The organism is Streptomyces sp. 8N616 (genome assembly GCF_052246385.1).
GTDB lineage: Bacteria > Actinomycetota > Actinomycetes > Streptomycetales > Streptomycetaceae > Streptomyces.
The window spans coordinates 69,429-85,986 of the sequence record NZ_JBQQBY010000009.1 but is presented as its reverse complement, the minus strand read 5'-3'; the positions used below and the strand labels follow the sequence as shown (position 1 = coordinate 85,986).

Here is a 16,558-nt window from a genome sequence, read left to right as displayed (position 1 = left end):
CATCTTGACTAAGCTCCTCCCCTTTGGACGCCGGGTGGGCCGAGCGGTCGGGGGGCGTGGCGATGCGGTTGTACGGGGCCGTGGCCGTGAGCGGCTTCAGGCGCTACGCGACGTACCGGGCGGCGACCGCGGCCGGGGTGTTCACCAACACCGTCTTCGGCTTCATCCTCGCCTACACCTACATCGCGCTCTGGGAGCAGAAACCGCACCTGGGCGGCTACGACCTGGCCCAGGCCCTCACGTATGTGTGGCTGGGCCAGGCGCTGCTGATGACGATGGCCATGATGGGCGGCGGCTTCCAGGACGAGCTGAACGAGCGCATCCGCACGGGGGACGTGGCGATCGACCTGTACCGGCCGGCCGATCTGCAGCTGTGGTGGCTCGCCGGGGACCTCGGGCGGGCGGCCTTCCACCTGCTGGGGCGCGGGATCGCGCCAATGCTGGCGGCGGCCCTGGTCTTCGACCTCGTCCTGCCCGCGAATCCGCTGACCTGGGCGGCCTTCCTGCTGTCCGTGGTGCTCGGCGTGGTCGTCAGCTTCGCGATCCGCTATCTGGTGGTGCTGACCGCCTCCTGGCTGCTGGACGGCGGTGGCGTCTTCCAGATCGCCGGTCTGGCGAGCTTGTTCTTCTCCGGGATGCTGCTGCCGCTGACCGTGTTCCCGGGCGGGCTGGGCGAGTTGGCGCGGGCGCTGCCGTGGTCGGCGCTGATGCAGGTGCCGGCGGATGTGTACCTCGGCACGTACGCGGGGTGGGGGCTGCTGGAGGCTTACGGGTTCCAGGCCGGGTGGGCGGTGGCCCTGCTCCTGGCGGGACGGGCTCTGCAGTCGGTCGCCACCCGGAAGGTGGTGGTCCAGGGTGGCTGACGCGGGCGGGGAGCGGGTCCTGGTGACGGGCCTGCGGGCGTACGGCCTGATCGTGGCGATGTGGATCCGGTCCACCTTGGCGTACCGCGCGTCCTTCGCCATGACGGCGTTCGGGAACCTCGCGGCGACCGGGCTCGACTTCGTCGCGATTCTGCTGATGTTCTCGCACGTCACGACGCTCGGCGGGTTCACGCTCCCGGAAGTGGCCTTCCTCTACGGCACGTCGGGGACCGCCTTCGGGCTCGCGGACCTGGTGATGGGCAGCATGGACCGGCTCGGGCGGCGGGTCCGTGACGGCACGCTGGACACGCTGCTCGTACGGCCCGCTCCGGTGCTGGCGCAGGTGGCGGCCGACCGCTTCGCGCTGCGCAGGCTCGGCCGGGTCACGCAGGGGCTGCTGGTGCTGGTCTGGTCGCTGGCGCAGCTGGAGGTGGCCTGGACGCCGGTGAAGGTGCTGATGCTGCCGCTGATGGTGGTCAGCGGCGCGGCGATCTTCTCGGCGGTGTTCGTGGCCGGGGCGGCCTTCCAGTTCTGGGCGCAGGACGCGTCGGAGGTGCAGAACTCCTTCACGTACGGCGGCAGCACGCTGCTGCAGTACCCGCCGACGGTCTTCGGACACGACCTGGTGCGCGGGGTGACCTTCGTCGTGCCGTGCCGCCTGCGGCGCGCTTGGCGTGGAGCCGCCGCCAGCGCCTCGCCGGGCGGTCCGCCTCTGCCTCCGGCGGGTGCCGCCGTGGGTGCGTGGGTCGGGGGCGCCGCCGGGGTATCTCCTCGGGCGGCGAACGCGCGGGACGTCGATCGGCAGCCCCTTGGTGTTCGTTCGCCGCCCTGCGGGGACACCCCGACGTCACCCCCTCCGCGCCGTCCGCGGCCGACTCGCTGACTCCACCATCCAGGAGGGCAGCCGGCTACGGCTGAAAGGGGGCGTGGCGGGGTGTCCCCGCAGGGCGGCGAACGAACACCGGCCGAATGCCTGTGAATTACCCGCACGTTCGCCGCCCGAGGAGATACCCCGGCGCGGTCCCGACCCACGACGCGCTGCGGCCCGGTGGGCAGTCGCCCCCGCGGCGGCGGAGCCGCTGCGGGGCGGGCATCGACCCGTCCCGGGAGCGCACCCGGCTGGCCCGCCGCATCGGCGTGGTCTTCGGCCAGCGCACGACTCTGTGGTGGGACCTGCCGCTGCGCGACTCGTACGCCCTGGTGCGCCGGATGTACCGGATCCCCGGCGACCGGTACCGGGCGAATCTGGAGCGCTGCGTCGAGCTGCTCGACCTGGGCGCGCTGCTGGAGGTGCCCGTACGGCAGCTCTCGCTCGGCCAGCGGATGCGCGGCGACATCGCGGCCGCCCTGCTGCACGACCCCGAGGTGCTCTACCTCGACGAGCCGACGATCGGGCTCGACGTCGTCAGCAAGGCGAAGGTGCGCGGCTTCCTGCGGGAGATCAACGCCGAGCGCGGCACGACCGTACTGCTCACCACCCACGACCTGACGGACATCGAGCAGCTGTGCCGACGCGTGACGGTGATCGACCACGGGCGGCTGATGTACGACGGCGGTCTCGACGGGCTGCACGCGGTGGGGGAGAGCGAGCGGACGCTCGTCGTCGACCTGGAGCGGGAGCTGCCGCCGATCACGGGGGTGCCGGGGGCGCGGACGGTGCGGGTGGAGGGGCCGCGGCAGTGGCTGGCGTTTCCCGCCGCGCAGAGCGCGGCGCCGGTGGTCGCGGCGGTGGCGGACGGCTATCCGCTGGTGGACCTGTCGGTGCGGGAGCCCGCGATCGAGGAGGCCGTCGCGAAGCTCTACGCGGACAGGTCCGCGCTGTGACGGGCTCCGTGGCCGGTCCTGCCCTCCGCGCGGTGAGCGGCCCTGAGACCGGCGCTGTGATGAACGACACGGCCCGCATAGGCTGTTGCCATGAGCGAACGCCCTGAACTGCCGGAGCTGCGGGCCTCCGACGCCGACCGTGAGCGGGTCGCCGAGGTGCTGCGCGACGCCGTCGCCGAAGGCCGCCTGGACATGGAGGAGTTCGACGAGCGGCTGGGGGCGGCGTACAAGGCGCGTACGTACGCCGAGCTGGAGCCGCTCACCCGCGATCTGCCCGCGGCCGGCTCGGCCGTACCGGAACCCGCGCCCTCGGGAGTCCCGGGCGCCTGGGCGGGGCGCATCGGCGGCCGCGCGAGCTCGACGGCGGGCATCGCCTTCATGAGCGGCTTCCAGCGCAAGGGGCAGTGGACCGTGGCGCGCCGCTTCACCTCGTTCGCGTTCTGGGGCGGGGGCGAGATCGACCTGCGCGAGGCCCGCTTCGAGGAGCGGGAGGTCGTCATCCGGTGCTTCGCGATCATGGGCGGCATCAATGTCATCGTGCCGCCGGGCGTCGAGGTCGACGTGCGCGGCATCGGCATCATGGGCGGCTTCGACCACACGCAGGCGGGCGCTCCCGGCGAACCGGGCGCGCCTCGCGTCGTGGTCAGCGGCTTCGCCTTCTGGGGCGGGGTCGGCGTGGAGCGGAAGCTGCCCAGGGCCGAGCGGGACCAGCTGAAGGCTGAGCGCAGGGAGCGCAAGCAGCTCGAGAGGGAGGAGCGCAGGCAGCGTAAGGAGCTCGGATGACCGGCTCACGGGCTCCTGGCGGAGCGGCGCGCCCGCCTCACGGCTGACCGGTTCACAGGCTCATCGCTGACCGGCGCGCCGCCTCACAGCCGACCGGCGCGCCCGCCTCCTCACAGCTCGGCCGGTGCCGAGCCCTTCAGGTACGCCACGTTGAGGGCCTGTGCCATCGCCCGATAGCCGTCGTCGCTCGGGTGGAGATGGTCGCCGGAGTCGTAGCGCGGGAGGAGCCGCAGCGGCTGCGCCGGGTCGCGCAGGGCCTCGTCGAAGTCCACGGCCTCGTCGAACACCCGGCCGGCCCTGATCTCCGCGTTGACCTGCTCCCGTACGGCGTTGAGCCGGGGCGTGAAGCCGCGGTGGCCGCCGAAGGGCGTCAGCGTGCCGCCGACGACCCGCAGCCCGCGGGCGTGCGCCTGCTGCACCAGCTGCCGCAGCCCGTCGGCGATCTTCTGCGGGTCGGTCACCTGCGGAGTGCGCAGGATGTCGTTGAGGCCGAGTTCGATGACGACCGCCTGTACGCCCGTGGCGCGCAGGACATCGCGGCCGATGCGGCTGAGCGCGCTGGGGTTGTCCGGCGGGAACTCGTTGCCGTCGCTCAGCACCCGGTTGCCGCTGATGCCGTGGTTGAGCACGCTGTAGCGGGGCGCCCCGGGCTCGCTGCGCAGCCGGTCGGCCAGGAAGTCGGTGAAGCGGCGGTTGGCTCCCGCGGTGGAGGTGATGCCGTCGGTGATCGAGTCGCCGAGGACGACGACCGCGCCGCGCGCCTCGGTGGTCAGGACGTCCACTCCGGTGAGGTAGCGCCAGGAAGGGGTCTGCTCGGTGTACGCCGTGCCCGCAGCGTCCTCGGCGCGGTCGCCGCGCGCGAGGTAGGAGGTCTGCCGGGCGTGCGGGTGGTAGGTGACCGGGCCCGAGGGGGTGGGGGAGTACGTGGTGACCAGCAGGTCCGCGGCCGGGGGAACGTTCAGCCGGGCGGGGTCGCTGATCACGGACTGCCCGATGGGGATCGTCACCCATGTGTTGCCCGCGAAGGTCAGCCTGCGCATGGTGCCGGCCGCGGCGGTGGGGTTGCTGGGCGCTGCGGCGAGGGCGAGCGAGGCGTGGCTGATGGTCAGCGGCCTGTTCCCGTACAGGTTGGACAGCTGGATACGCGCGCTGGTGCCGCCGACGCTGGTGTGCACCACGTTCCGAATGGACATCCCGGCGTAGCCGTCGGGTGTGTTCGGCTCGGCGGCCGCGGGCGAGGTGGCCCAGGTGCCGACCCAGGTGCCTGCCGAGGCGGGGGCGGCGGGACCGCGGGGCTTGCGGGTGGCGGCTTCGTTGAGGTTCTCGTCGTTGCCGCCGACCCCGATGAATATCGCGGTGGAGATGAGGACCACTACTGCCGCGAGCGCGGCGAGCAGGGCATAACCATGGCGTTTGGTCATGCTCGGCGTATCTCCTCGGACAGCGGAGCACCGAGGCTCCGGTTCGGCAGCGTGGACAAGCGGTCGGCGGCGACTGCGGTGGCGCGCGGTCCGACGGGCCCATCATGATCCCACGGTCGGTTGGCCGCCCGGCGGGGGGTCCGGGGGTCCCCCGGGGGATGGCCCGCAGGGGCCCGTCGATGGCCCGCTCTGACAGACGCCGGGAACTCCTGGTGCGTTCCAGTAGTAGGTCATGTAGTGCGTCACATGAGGACAATGCACGGAGAAAGCTCGCGAACGGGTGGAGCGCATGGAGCGGACGAAGTCGGGCGAAGGGGATGAAGCCAGTGGGGTGAAGGCTGCCCGGCCGGGAGCCGTCTCATCCGCCGTCCCGCGGAGCGCTTTCGCCTACAGCGCGGCGGACGAGGAGCGGCGGCGCGGCGTACGCCGTATGAAGACCATCGCGACCGGGGCTCTGCTGCTCATCGCGCTGGTCTACGCCCTCGCGAAGTGGCGGCAGGTCTCGGGGGCGGAGCCCGCCTGGGCGGGCTATGTGGCCGCGGCGGCCGAGGCGGGCATGGTCGGTGCGCTGGCCGACTGGTTCGCGGTGACCGCGCTGTTCCGCAGGCCGATGGGCCTGCCCATTCCGCACACCGCGATCATCCCGACCAAGAAGGACACCCTCGGCCGCACCCTGGGCGACTTCGTCGGCGAGAACTTCCTCTCCTCCGATGTCGTACGGATGCGGCTGCGGGCGGTCGGCATCAGCAGCAGGCTGGGCGGCTGGCTGGCCGAGCCCGCCAACGCCGACCGGGTGACGGCCGAGCTGTCCACCGCCCTGCGCGGCGCGCTCCAGGTGCTGCGGGACTCGGACGTGCAGGCGGTCGTCGGCGAGGCGGTCACCCGCCGGGCGGACGCCCAGGAGATCGCGCCGGGTCTGGGCACGATGCTGGAGAAGATCGTCGCGGACGGCGGGCACCGCAAGGTCGTGGACCTGGTGTGCGTACGGGCCCACGACTGGCTCGTGCTGCACGGCGACTCGGTGATGGAGGCGGTGACGGGCGGGGCGCCCGGCTGGACCCCGCGCTTCGTGGACAGGCGGGTCGGCGAGCGGGTCTACAAGGAGCTGCTGCGCTTCATCAGCGAGACGCGCGACATGCCGGACCATCCGGCGCGCGGGGCCATCGACCGCTTCCTCACCGACTTCGCGGGCGATCTGCAGACGGACGCGGACACGCGGGTGCGCGTGGAGCGGCTGAAGACGGAGGTGCTGGGGCGCGGCGAGGTGCAGGAGCTGATCGCCTCGGCGTGGGGCGCGGTGCGCCAGATGGTGGTGGCGGCCTCCGAGGACGAGCGCAGCGAGCTGCGGCTGCGTACGCGCTCGGGGCTGCTGTCGCTGGGCGGGCGGCTGTCGTCGGACGAGCGGATGCAGGGGAAGGTGGACCGCTGGCTGGAGGACGCGGCGGTCCATGTGGTGACGACGTACCGGGACGAGATCACGTCGCTGATCACCGACACGGTGGCCTCCTGGGACGCGGAGCACACGTCGCGGAAAATCGAGGCGCACATCGGCCGGGACCTGCAGTTCATCAGGATCAACGGCACGGTGGTGGGTGCGCTGGCCGGCCTGGTGATCTACGCGGTGTCGCGCGCGCTGGGGGCGTAGCCGGGGCCTCCCGGCCCCGGACCGCGCCCCCAGCGGCCGGCGGCTAGCGGAACAGCTGGCCGCGGACGGCGCCGTCGGGGAACTCGGCGGTGTGGAGGTTGGCGTAGTAGTCGGACGGGTTCTTGCGGACCCGCTTGACGACGGCCGGGTCCTGGTCCCTGAGGGTCCCTGAGACGGCGAAGATGTTCTCCGGGACCGGGGTGGCGAACAGCGGGAACTTCACATCACCGTTCTTGCCGAAGGTGCCCTGGTGGATGTGGCCGAGCGTCGGCGGTGCGATGTTGACCCAGGCCAGGGAGTAGTCGACCCGGGTGCCCTTGGGATGCAGGAAGGTGACGGCATGCCCGTCGGGGTCGCCGACCTTCGAGGCGTCGTCCTTCGGTACTTCCTGGCCGCCGTCGGAAAGGGCACGCAGCTTGCCGCCCTTGATGATGTCGAGCGGGTTGACGGGGTGCCGGAGGGGCTCCAGCTGCCCGCGGACGGCGCCGCCCGGGAACTCCTTGCTGTGCAGGTTGACGTAGAAGCCCGCCGGGTTCGTACGGATCCGCTCCGCCAGCGCGGCGTCGGTGACCGCGACCTGGCCTGCGGCGGAGTGCACGGTGTCCGGCATGGCCGTCCCGAACAGGGTGACCTTCACACCGCCATTGGCGCCGGCCTTGCCCTCGTGGATGTGGCCGAGCGTGGGAGCGCCGATGCCCTTCCACTGCAGGGCGAAGGTGACCCGGTCGCCCTTCACGCGTACGAGGGCGACGGCTTTGCCGTCGGGGTCGTTCACGGCCGGGCCGCCCTGCACGGGCACCTCGTCGGCGCCGGAGAGCTCGGCGGCGAGGAAGACCGACGGCCCCCGCGCCGGGGTCTTGGGGGTGGTGCCGGAACTGTGGCCGCTGCCGCTGCCATGGGAGCCGCTGCTGTGGGAGCTGTCACTGCCGTGAGAGCCGCTGCGGCCCCCGTGGTCGGCGGCGGCCGGTGAGACCCCGATGGTCCCGAGAGCGAGCGCGGTGGCAGCGAGCGCCAGAATGCGCCTTCGCATTGAGTTCATCCTTCCGTCATCAATCCGAGACCGACTTCAGGTTGCCGTCGGCTACCCGGACTTACGCACCGGCTCCGCGGATTGCTCAAAGGAATCCGGATTTCTGTTGAACAGGGTGTCAGTGGGCCTCGTAGTAATGCACGGCTGGGCCGTGCCCGTGGTTTCCGTGGTTTGACGGTCCGGCACAAAACACGAACACCTGAACGGGGAGATCTCATGCGCATGCGCACCGCGCTGCTCGCGGCACCACTCGTATCGCTCGCACTGCTCGCTCTTTCCGCCTGCGGCGGCGACGCCGGGGACGGTGAAGGCGCCGGAGGCGGCGCATCCACGGCCGGGACGAAGCCCGACCGGCACGTCTCGGTCAAGGTGGCCGACTCCGAAGCCGGCCCCATCCTGGTCGACCAGTCCGGCCGCACCCTCTACGGATTCACCAAGGACAAGGGCGGTGCGAGCAGCTGCGACGCCGACTGCATCGCCGTCTGGCCCGCCCTGACGAGCGGGTCCGAGGTGAAGCCGGGCAAGGGCGCGAAGGCCGCGCTGCTCCGGGAGACCGAGCGCGCAGAGGGCGTCGAACAGGCCACCTACGGCGCTTGGCCGCTGTACTACTACGTCGGCGACTCGGCACCCGGAGAACTGAACGGACAGGGTCTCGACGGCGAATGGTTCGTGGTGGCGGCCGACGGCAAGCTCATCAAGAAGCCCGTCTGACTCGGGCTCACTCGGGCGGGCCGGGGAAACCCGCCTGACGCAAAAGGTCGCCACACGGTTCCCTGAATTCACAGTTGTCTCGGAAATTTCATCGAATCGCAATAATCGCCGTTCCGAATGGACTGGATGACGAGGACGCGACAATGAGGCCCGTGGGCCCCTGACGGCCTCATGCGGAGGCCGGTGGCCTGTCGCCTGTGCAGAGTAATTTTCAGCCATAGCGCGAATGGCTGACAGGGCGTCGCTGACCTGGAGAGGTGACGGTCCGTCGGGTGAAGGAGTCCGCCACTGGCGGGTGATCACTGACGGGCCGTCAGCGCGCGGGCCCGGGCGGCAGCACTTTCCCTGGACCCCGTAGGACGCGGGCGCCCACAACCCGCGGGACATCCGTCCCGCACTCGCGTCCGCAGGAAGGAGTTCCTGTGCGCCTCCATCGCGCAGCCGGCGTGGCCCTCGCCGCCGGTGCCTTCGTCAGCATGGCCGCACCGGTCGCCACCGCCGCACCCCTGTCCGACGATCCCGGCGGCTCGTCCCGTGCACGCCTCATCGCCCACCCGGACAGCGTCCGCCCGGGCGGGACCGTCAGCCTGACCCTCTTCTGCCCCCGCGACGCCGAACGCGCCGAAGGCAGCTCCCGGGCCGGCACCGTCCGCTTCGACCACTCCGGGCACAGCGTCTTCCACGGCACTCTGCGAGTGCACCGTGACACCTCGCCGGGCACGTACACCGTCCGGGCCACCTGCATCGGCGGCCGGGGCGGCGACGGGCGTGACGACGGGCGCGAGGAGGGCCGTGACAACGGGCGTGAGAGCGGCCGTGACGACATGCGTGAGGACGGTCGTGAGAGCGGCCGTGACGACATGCGTGAGGAGGGTCGTGAGAACGGCCGTGACGACATGCGTGAGGAGGGTCGCGAGAACGGCCGTGAAAACGGACGTGACGACTGGAGCGGCGGCGGTAACTCGAACAGCGGCGGCAACTGGAACGGCGGCGGTGACTGGAGCGGCCGTACCGACGACGGTCGTTCGGGCGACATTCGTGCCGACGCCGGCCATAGTGACCGGGTCACGGCCACCACCACCATCAGGGTCACCCGCCGGCCCGTCGGCGGAACCCGGGGCGGTGAGGGCGGCTCCCAGGGCCTGGGCGCCACGCAGCTCGCCGCAGGCGGAGCGCTTGCCGCGGCCGCCGTCGGTGCCGGATTCATCGTCATGCGCCGCCGCGCGAACGGCGGCCGGGCCTGATCTGACGCCGCCGTGATAAGCGCCGGCGCCGGCAGCGAGCATCAGCCAGCAGTGGGGCGACGTCCCCTGGCATCCCGTACGAGTGGTGTACGCGGGGCAGCCAGGGGACGTCGCCGGTTCGCCGGGCCGCCCGTCGATCCCCTGTCGCCATCTGTGCCATCCATGTCATCTGTGCCATCCAGGTCAGCTGTGTCATCGGGGTGGGCTGAGGCCGGGGCGGCGGGGCGACGTCCAGGACGGGGAGAAGGTGGTGCTCCTCGTAGGCGAAGTGCTCCTCCAGGACGGAGGCCGGCCGCTCCAGTTCGGTGCGGAAGACCCCGCTGCCGTCGAGCCGTCGGGGCCGTCGTCGAAGGAGATGCCAGGCAGTGCCCCAGCAGCCCCTGCCCCCCGGGCAGGGCCGCCTCCCCGGGCAGGGCCGCCTCCCCGGGTGCGCCCGGCGCGCCGGGTGATACGGGCCGCCGCCCGGCCGTGGTCAGCAGGACGAGGGGAGCGCCCTCGAACATGCCGGGCCCCTCCGGTGTCAACCGACGGTCGAGGCGCGCCCGGATCCGGCCTGGGTGTCGACGACGCGGTGCGGGCGCTGCTGCTGCACGCGGGACGCGCAGGGCGACGATGGTGCGCCGCGCAAGCGCTGATCGCTCTCTTATGTCCCATAAGAGAGCTTGATATCGGTTTGCCCGAGGTCTAGTGTCCGATCCCGAAGACGGTACGGAGGGTCACCGCGCGCTCGTGAAGCGCCGGCTCCGGGACTGAGGTGGAGGGCGCATGGACCGACGAGCCCGGCGGGCATGGCGGTGGCGGACCCTCGCCGTACTGCCGCTCCTCGCGCTGCCGCTCGCCGCGTGCGGGGACGACGGCGGCGACTCGGCCGGCCGGACCACACTGAACTGGTACAACTTCCCCGACGACTCCGGCGCCCTGCAGAAGGCGGCCGACTCGTGCAGCCGGGGCTCGGACGGGCGCTACGCCATCACGTACCACAAGCTCCCGCGGACCGCCGACGGCCAGCGGCAGCAGCTCGTACGCCGGTTGTCCGCCGAGGACACCTCGCTCGACATCCTCGGGCTCGACGTGACGTGGCCCCCGGAGTTCGCCGAGGCCGGCTGGATCCTTCCGTGGACCGGGGAGAACCGGCAGCGCGCCACTCAGGACACCCTGCGCACATCGCTGGAGACGGGCACCTGGAAGGACAAGCTCTACGCCGTCCCGTACAACGCCAACACCCAACTGCTCTGGTACCGGGACGACTTGGTGCCCACCCCGCCCAAGACATGGGCCGAGATGCTCGACATGGCCCGCGCGCTCGCCAGGCAGGGCAAGCCGCACTTCGTGGAGATCCAGGGCGCCCAGTACGAGGGGCTGACCGTCTGGTTCAACACCCTCGTGGCGAGCGCGGGCGGCTCGATCATGACACCGGACGGGCAGCGGCCCTCGCTCGGCCCGCCGGCCGACCGGGCCGCCGGGATCATGCGCGACCTGGCGACCTCGCCCGCGGCCGACCCCTCGCTGACCAACCAGATGGAGGACGAGAACCGGCTGGCGATGGAGTCCGGCACCGCCGCCTTCGAGCTCAACTACCCCTTCGTCTATCCCTCGATGAAGGCCAACAACCCCGAGCTCTTCGAGCACTTCCGCTGGGCGCCCTACCCGAGGGCCGACGCGGACCGGCCGTCCCGCCCCACGATCGGCGGCATCGACCTCGCCGTGAGCGCCCACTCCCGCCACCCCGACCTGGCCTTCGAGGCGGCCCTGTGCCTGCGCAACCGCGAGAACCAGCTGACCGCCGCGCTCGAAGGCGGTCTGCCGCCCACCCTGCGCGCCCTCTACACCGACCCGGCGCTCGTCAAGGACTACCCCTTCGCCGCCGATGTGCTGGGCGCCCTGGAGACGGCGAGCGTCCGTCCGAAGACCCCGGCCTACCAGAACGTCTCGATCGTCATCTCCCACACCCTCTCGCCCCCCTCCGAGATCAGGCCGGCGAGTGCGGTCGCCGAGATCAGGGGCCAGATCAACGACGCGCTGCAGTCCAAGGGGCTGATCCCGTGACCACACGACCGAGCGCTCGCCCCGAACCCGGCGGACCGGCGGACGCAGCCCCCGCGGGAGGCCGCGAGGCGCTGTCGGCCGGGGCGCGGCAGGAGCGGCGCCTGGGCTGGCTGCTGTGCGCGCCCGCGGTCGTCGTCATGCTCGCCGTGACGGCCTATCCGATCGGCTACGCCGTCTACCTGTCCCTCCAGCGCTACGACCTCCGCTTCCCCGCGATGGCCGAGTTCGTGGGCCTGAGCAACTACGGGGCGGTGCTGTCCTCCGGGTTCTGGTGGCAGGCGTTCTGGGTGACCATCCTGATCACCGTCGTCTCCGTGGCCATCGAGCTGGTCCTCGGCATGGCGCTCGCCCTCGTCATGCACCGCACCATCTTCGGCCGCGGCACCGTCCGAACGGCGATCCTCATCCCGTACGGCATCGTCACGGTCGTCGCGGCCTTCTCCTGGCAGTACGCCTGGACTCCCGGCACCGGGTATCTGGCGTCCCTGCTCCCCGAGGGCAGTGCGCCGCTGACCGATCAGTGGCAGGCCATCGGGCTGATCATCCTCGCCGAGGTGTGGAAGACCACCCCGTTCATGGCCCTGCTGCTCCTCGCCGGGCTCGCGCTCGTACCCGAGGAGACGCTGCGGGCCTCCATGGTCGACGGCGCGGGCGTCTGGCAGCGGCTGTTCCTCGTCACGATTCCGCTGATGAAGCCCGCGATCCTGGTGGCGCTGCTCTTCCGTACCCTGGACGCCTTCCGGATCTTCGACAACATCTTTGTGCTGACCGCGGGCGCCCACGACACGGCCTCGCTGTCGATCCTCGGCTACGACAACCTCTTCACCGCGCTGAACCTCGGCATCGGGTCCGCGGTCTCGGTGCTGATCTTCATCTGCGTCGCGGTCATCGCGTTCGTCTTCATCAAGCTCTTCGGCACGGCCGCCCCTGGCACGGAGGTGAGTCGCTGATGGCTGCGGCAGGCAAGAGGCACGTCCTCGGCTGGAACGTCGTCAATCTGGTCGTGGTGCTGTACGCGCTGTTCCCGGTGTGGTGGATCGCCGCGCTCTCGTTCAAGGACCCCGGCACGCTCTCGGACGGCAACTTCGTCCCCACCAAGTGGACCTGGGAGAACTACCGAGGCATCTTCGAGACCTCCGAATTCACCCGCGCCCTGATCAACTCGATCGGAATCGCGGTCATCGCCACCACGATCGCGGTCGCGCTGGGCACCCTGGCCGCCTACGCGGTGGCCAGGCTGCGCTTCCCCGGCAAGCGGCTGCTGATCGGCATGTCCCTGTTGATCGCGATGTTCCCGCCGATCTCCCTGGTCTCCCCGCTGTTCAACATCGAGCGGATCCTCGGCCTCTTCGACACCTGGCCGGGGCTGATCATCCCGTACATGACCTTCTCGCTGCCGCTGGCGATCTACACCCTGTCGGCGTTCTTCCGGGAGATCCCCTGGGACCTGGAGAAGGCGGCGAAGGTCGACGGCGCCACTCCCGCACAGGCCTTCCGGATGGTGATCGCTCCGCTCGCGGCTCCCGGCGTCTTCACCACCGCCATCCTCGTCTTCATCTTCTGCTGGAACGACTTCCTGTTCGCGATCTCCCTGACCTCGACCGAGGCGGCGCGCACCGTGCCCGCCTCGCTCGCGTTCTTCACCGGGAGTTCGCAGTTCCAGCAGCCCACCGGGTCGATCGCCGCGGCCGCCGTGGTGATCACCGTGCCGATCATCGTCTTCGTGCTGCTGTTCCAGCGGCGCATCGTCGCCGGACTGACCTCCGGTGCGGTGAAGGGCTGAACCGAGAAGGGCTGAACCGATGGCCGAGATCATTCTCGAAGGAATCACCAAGCGGTATCCGGACGGTGCCCTCGCCGTGCAGGACGTCGACCTCCATATCGCGGACGGCGAGTTCGTGATCCTGGTCGGCCCGTCCGGCTGCGGCAAGTCCACCACGCTCAACATGATCGCGGGTCTGGAGGACATCACCGCGGGCACGCTGCGGATCGGCGACCAGGTCGTCAACGAAAAGGCGCCCAAGGACCGCGACATCGCCATGGTGTTCCAGAGCTATGCGCTCTACCCGCACATGAGCGTGCGGGACAACATGGGCTTCGCGCTCCGTCTGGCCAAAGTCGACAAGGCGACCATCAAGGAGAAGGTCGAGGAGGCGGCCCGGATCCTCGACCTGACGGAGCATCTGGACCGCAAGCCCGCCAACCTGTCCGGCGGGCAGCGGCAGCGGGTGGCCATGGGGCGCGCGATCGTCCGCAACCCCAAGGCGTTCCTCATGGACGAGCCGCTGTCCAACCTGGACGCCAAACTCCGCGTCCAGATGCGGACCCAGATCTCCCGGCTGCAGCAGCGCCTCGGCACGACGACGGTCTACGTGACGCACGACCAGACCGAGGCCATGACGCTCGGCGACCGGGTCGTGGTGCTGCGCAGCGGCGTCGTACAGCAGGTCGGCACGCCGCAGCACCTTTACGACGAGCCGCGCAACCTCTTCGTGGCGGGCTTCATCGGCTCGCCCGCGATGAACTTCCTCTACGCGACGCTGGAGGACCGGCCCGAGGGCAGCGTGCTGCGTACGTCGCTGGGCGACCTGCCCGTCGATGACAGGACCCGGCAGTCCCTGGAGCGGCAGAACGCGCCCCGGGATCTCATCGTCGGCTTCCGTCCCGAGGACTTCGAGGACGCGTCGCTGGTGGATACGAGCCGGGGCGGGCCTTTCCTCACGTTCACCACGACGGTGGGTGTGGTGGAGTCGGTGGGCTCCGACGTCTTCGTGTACTTCCTGGAGGAAGGCCACCGGGCCGTCACGGCCGAACTGGAAGAGCTCGCGGCCGACTCCGGTCTCAGGGACACGGGCACCCAGGTCCACCAGATCGTGACCCGCCTCAACGCGGCCACCCGTGCGCGGGAGGGCGAGCGCCTCGAACTGTGCTTGAACGTGGCGAAGGGGCACATCTTCGACCCGTCGACAGGGGTGAACCTCACGCATCCGGAGAACGCGCGCCAGGAGTAGGCCCCCCGCACAGGCGCTGCGTCACGGTGTCGGCGAAGGCGCGGGCGGGCGGACTCAGCGCGTCCCACTGCCGGACGGCCCACCCGACGGAGAGCGGCGACAGTCCGGGTATGGGCACCAGCCGGACACCCGGGTGATCGGCACGGGCGGCCGCCCAGCCCGGCAGCTCCGGCACGATGGCGTGGCCGAGCCCCAGCTCGGCCAGCAGGATGGCGGTGTCCCAGTCGGCCACGCCCGTCGTCGAGGTGAGCCGGACCCCGAGTTCCTCGCATTGGGCTTGCAGGTGGGCGTGCGAGGTGGAGCTCTGCGGTAGCCCGATGTGGTGGATCCGGGCCAGGTCCTCGCGGTCGATGCTGCTCTTGGCCGCGAGCGGGTCGTCGGCTCGTACGGCCAGCACCCAGGGGAGGTCGGCGACCGGCCGCTGTTCGATGCCTCGTACGGCGGTGAGGCCTCGTACGGCCGTGGCGCCTCGTACGGCGGTGTCGATGGTGATCCAGGCGAGGTCGGCGTCGCCCGCGGCGAGCGCGGCGAAGCAGCCGCGGCTGGAGTTCTCGGTCTGGAACTCCAGGCTCATCTGGGGGAAGCGGCGGCGGAAGGTGACGACGGCGTCGGACATGAAGTGCCGGACGGTCGTCGCGCCCGTAGCGATCCGCACCGAGCCGCCGCCTCCGTGCTGGAGGTCGCGGAGCTGCCGCAGCGCGCGGTCGATGCCGCCGAGGCCGTCGGCGGCCGCAGCCTGGAGTATGCGCCCGGCGGGGGTCGGCGTGACGCCGCGGGGGCGGCGTTCCAGCAGGCTGAGCCCGAGTTCCCGCTCCAGGCGCTTGACGTGCTGGCTCACGGCCGACTGTGTGCAGGACAGACTGCGGGCCACGGCACTGAGGCTGCCGGAGTCGCACACGGCGACGAAGACGCGGAGGTCGTCGAGAGTCACAAACCCAAGCTAGAGCTTGGGTGTTCGCCAGGAAACCCGAGGATTGACTTGGAATTCGCCGGTGGGCGACGATCGGTGGCGGGCCCGGGGCGGCAACCCGTTCCGTCCTGTCGCGGAGACCTTCTCGGCCGGACGGCTGCGACGACAGCGGGACGGGTGCCGACCCTCCGTGAGGGAGTCCGCGGGAGTCCGCGGGAGTCCGCGGTCGCGGACACCGGCGACCGCGTGACGTTCCGCGACCGCTTCACCGGCCGCGTCTTCACGCCGACGCCGCAGCAGCGCCGGGACTTCGCCGAACTCACCGCCGCGAACGAACTGGACATCGCCCGGATCAACCCCCGGTTCCGCGCGCGGTGCGGCCCGGAGCTCCTGGGCCTGTTCACCCGTCTCCGTCCTCTGCTGAGCGAGCAGGCGTGGCAGGACTGCCGAGCGGTCCTCTCCTGAGGGGTTATCAGGGACCTGGCTCCGCCAGCCGGTTGAGGGGGCTCCGGCCCTCCAGTACGTCCTCGGGGGCTGCGATGACGGGGAGCCGGCGCACCGTCCCCGCGTCCAGCAGCCGCGTCTGCGCGAGCACCGCGGCCTGGTCCCAGTAGATGTGCTCGCTCGCAACGGCCGTGTTCTGGAAGCCGACGACGGCGACGACCGGGATGCGTACGGGCCTGCCGGTGGGGCGCACGGCGGGCAGGATCCACGGGACCTCGATGTCGTGGGTGAACGACACCACCATCTCGTCGACGATCCGCTGATCCCCGATGGTCCGGGAGAGCGACCGCACGGCGAAGTCGTCCGGGTTCCGCCCGATGAACCAGCGCCCGTAGAAGTGCTTGACCTCTTCGTACCCGACCGCGCCCATGGCGGTGGGCACGTGCAGAACGGCGGGTTCGCCGGACATCGTGCTCATCGTGGCCTCGACGTCGAGGGCCTCGAACTCGCCCGCCATATGGGCTTCCCAGACACGCTCCATCGCTGCGTGGTCGGCCATCCGTACGCTCCTCCGGTCCGCGGAAACGCCCGTATCGGGCGCACGCAGAATACGTCTCAGGTGCGGG

Annotated in this window: 16 protein-coding genes; 12 read left to right on the top strand and 4 right to left on the bottom strand. The window is 71.0% G+C overall.

From position 1 onward, the window contains the following. Positions 1-62: 62 nt before the first annotated feature. From ACTWQC_RS10670 to ACTWQC_RS10655, 4 genes are all read left to right on the top strand, one after another. Positions 63-863 (top strand): ABC transporter permease, encoded by an 801-nt coding sequence (locus tag ACTWQC_RS10670; protein WP_443315453.1) that lies wholly within the window; start codon positions 63-65, stop codon positions 861-863. Then, a complete protein-coding gene (locus ACTWQC_RS10665) occupies positions 856-1,746 on the top strand; it encodes an ABC transporter permease (RefSeq protein ID WP_443315358.1) in 891 nt (296 codons plus the stop codon). The genes ACTWQC_RS10670 and ACTWQC_RS10665 overlap by 8 nt, the downstream gene beginning before the upstream one ends. An 86-nt stretch (positions 1,747-1,832) precedes the next feature. After that, the gene (locus ACTWQC_RS10660) at positions 1,833-2,687 is read left to right on the top strand and encodes an ABC transporter ATP-binding protein (protein ID WP_443315357.1); all 855 of its coding nucleotides are present in this window, start codon (positions 1,833-1,835) and stop codon (positions 2,685-2,687) included. A 90-nt stretch (positions 2,688-2,777) separates the two neighbouring features. Then, positions 2,778-3,470, top strand: coding sequence for a DUF1707 SHOCT-like domain-containing protein (locus ACTWQC_RS10655; RefSeq protein WP_443315356.1), 693 nt, complete (start codon positions 2,778-2,780; stop codon positions 3,468-3,470). Positions 3,471-3,580: 110 nt separating this feature from the next. Here ACTWQC_RS10655 and ACTWQC_RS10650 read toward each other — a convergent pair whose 3' ends face one another. Beyond that, on the bottom strand, positions 3,581-4,891 hold the full coding sequence (locus ACTWQC_RS10650) for an SGNH/GDSL hydrolase family protein (protein WP_443315355.1): 1,311 nt from the start codon (positions 4,889-4,891) through the stop codon (positions 3,581-3,583). Positions 4,892-5,180: 289 nt separating this feature from the next. Between ACTWQC_RS10650 and ACTWQC_RS10645 the strand changes: the two genes are divergently transcribed. Beyond that, positions 5,181-6,536, top strand: a complete 1,356-nt coding sequence (locus tag ACTWQC_RS10645; RefSeq protein WP_443315354.1) for a DUF445 domain-containing protein — start codon at positions 5,181-5,183, stop codon at positions 6,534-6,536. 43 nt (positions 6,537-6,579) lie between these two features. Here the strand turns inward: ACTWQC_RS10645 and ACTWQC_RS10640 are convergent, their stop codons facing one another. Beyond that, positions 6,580-7,566, bottom strand: a complete 987-nt coding sequence (locus tag ACTWQC_RS10640; RefSeq protein WP_443315353.1) for a CHRD domain-containing protein — start codon at positions 7,564-7,566, stop codon at positions 6,580-6,582. Between the two features lie 216 nt (positions 7,567-7,782). On the opposite strand from ACTWQC_RS10640, the gene ACTWQC_RS10635 reads away from it, so the two are divergent. The 6 genes from ACTWQC_RS10635 to ACTWQC_RS10610 all read left to right on the top strand — a co-directional run bounded on the left by ACTWQC_RS10635 (position 7,783) and on the right by ACTWQC_RS10610 (position 14,578). Then, entirely contained in the window at positions 7,783-8,277 is a 495-nt protein-coding gene (locus ACTWQC_RS10635; RefSeq protein WP_443315352.1) for a COG4315 family predicted lipoprotein, read from the top strand. A 422-nt stretch (positions 8,278-8,699) separates the two neighbouring features. Then, positions 8,700-9,521, top strand: a complete 822-nt coding sequence (locus tag ACTWQC_RS10630; RefSeq protein WP_443315351.1) for a hypothetical protein — start codon at positions 8,700-8,702, stop codon at positions 9,519-9,521. 765 nt (positions 9,522-10,286) lie between these two features. Further along, positions 10,287-11,567, top strand: a complete 1,281-nt coding sequence (locus tag ACTWQC_RS10625) for an ABC transporter substrate-binding protein (RefSeq protein WP_443315350.1) — start codon at positions 10,287-10,289, stop codon at positions 11,565-11,567. After that, positions 11,564-12,517 carry a carbohydrate ABC transporter permease gene (locus ACTWQC_RS10620; RefSeq protein ID WP_443315349.1) on the top strand — a complete coding sequence of 318 codons (954 nt, stop codon included), beginning with the start codon at positions 11,564-11,566 and terminating at the stop codon, positions 12,515-12,517. The genes ACTWQC_RS10625 and ACTWQC_RS10620 overlap by 4 nt, the downstream gene beginning before the upstream one ends. Beyond that, complete coding sequence (locus tag ACTWQC_RS10615; protein WP_443315348.1) at positions 12,517-13,350, top strand: carbohydrate ABC transporter permease; 834 nt, start codon at positions 12,517-12,519, stop codon at positions 13,348-13,350. Before ACTWQC_RS10620 ends, ACTWQC_RS10615 begins: the two co-directional genes overlap by 1 nt. 19 nt (positions 13,351-13,369) lie before the next feature. Further along, the gene (locus ACTWQC_RS10610; protein ID WP_443315347.1) at positions 13,370-14,578 is read left to right on the top strand and encodes an ABC transporter ATP-binding protein; all 1,209 of its coding nucleotides are present in this window, start codon (positions 13,370-13,372) and stop codon (positions 14,576-14,578) included. Here the strand turns inward: ACTWQC_RS10610 and ACTWQC_RS10605 are convergent. Further along, complete coding sequence (locus tag ACTWQC_RS10605; RefSeq protein ID WP_443315346.1) at positions 14,547-15,509, bottom strand: LysR family transcriptional regulator; 963 nt, start codon at positions 15,507-15,509, stop codon at positions 14,547-14,549. The genes ACTWQC_RS10610 and ACTWQC_RS10605 overlap by 32 nt on opposite strands. Positions 15,510-15,665: 156 nt before the next feature. Here ACTWQC_RS10605 and ACTWQC_RS10600 point away from each other — a divergent pair, with 156 nt between their 5' ends. Then, positions 15,666-15,953 (top strand): hypothetical protein, encoded by a 288-nt coding sequence (locus tag ACTWQC_RS10600; protein WP_443315345.1) that lies wholly within the window; start codon positions 15,666-15,668, stop codon positions 15,951-15,953. Between the two features lie 7 nt (positions 15,954-15,960). Here the strand turns inward: ACTWQC_RS10600 and ACTWQC_RS10595 are convergent, their stop codons facing one another. Next, positions 15,961-16,491: a nuclear transport factor 2 family protein gene (locus ACTWQC_RS10595; RefSeq protein WP_443315344.1), complete on the bottom strand. Its 531-nt coding sequence runs from the start codon at positions 16,489-16,491 to the stop codon at positions 15,961-15,963. Positions 16,492-16,558: the final 67 nt, after the last annotated feature.

Bases quoted from the DNA above. Each gene is read 5' to 3' on its own strand.
- ACTWQC_RS10670 (WP_443315453.1), top strand. From the start codon at position 63: ATGCGGTTGTACGGGGCCGTGGCCGTGAGCGGCTTCAGGCGCTACGCG.
- ACTWQC_RS10660 (WP_443315357.1), top strand. From the start codon at position 1,833: ATGCCTGTGAATTACCCGCACGTTCGCCGCCCGAGGAGATACCCCGGC.
- ACTWQC_RS10655 (WP_443315356.1), top strand. From the start codon at position 2,778: ATGAGCGAACGCCCTGAACTGCCGGAGCTGCGGGCCTCCGACGCCGAC.
- ACTWQC_RS10650 (WP_443315355.1), bottom strand. From the start codon at position 4,891: ATGACCAAACGCCATGGTTATGCCCTGCTCGCCGCGCTCGCGGCAGTA.
- ACTWQC_RS10645 (WP_443315354.1), top strand. From the start codon at position 5,181: ATGGAGCGGACGAAGTCGGGCGAAGGGGATGAAGCCAGTGGGGTGAAG.
- ACTWQC_RS10640 (WP_443315353.1), bottom strand. From the start codon at position 7,566: ATGCGAAGGCGCATTCTGGCGCTCGCTGCCACCGCGCTCGCTCTCGGG.
- ACTWQC_RS10635 (WP_443315352.1), top strand. From the start codon at position 7,783: ATGCGCATGCGCACCGCGCTGCTCGCGGCACCACTCGTATCGCTCGCA.
- ACTWQC_RS10625 (WP_443315350.1), top strand. From the start codon at position 10,287: ATGGACCGACGAGCCCGGCGGGCATGGCGGTGGCGGACCCTCGCCGTA.
- ACTWQC_RS10615 (WP_443315348.1), top strand. From the start codon at position 12,517: ATGGCTGCGGCAGGCAAGAGGCACGTCCTCGGCTGGAACGTCGTCAAT.
- ACTWQC_RS10610 (WP_443315347.1), top strand. From the start codon at position 13,370: ATGGCCGAGATCATTCTCGAAGGAATCACCAAGCGGTATCCGGACGGT.
- ACTWQC_RS10595 (WP_443315344.1), bottom strand. From the start codon at position 16,491: ATGGCCGACCACGCAGCGATGGAGCGTGTCTGGGAAGCCCATATGGCG.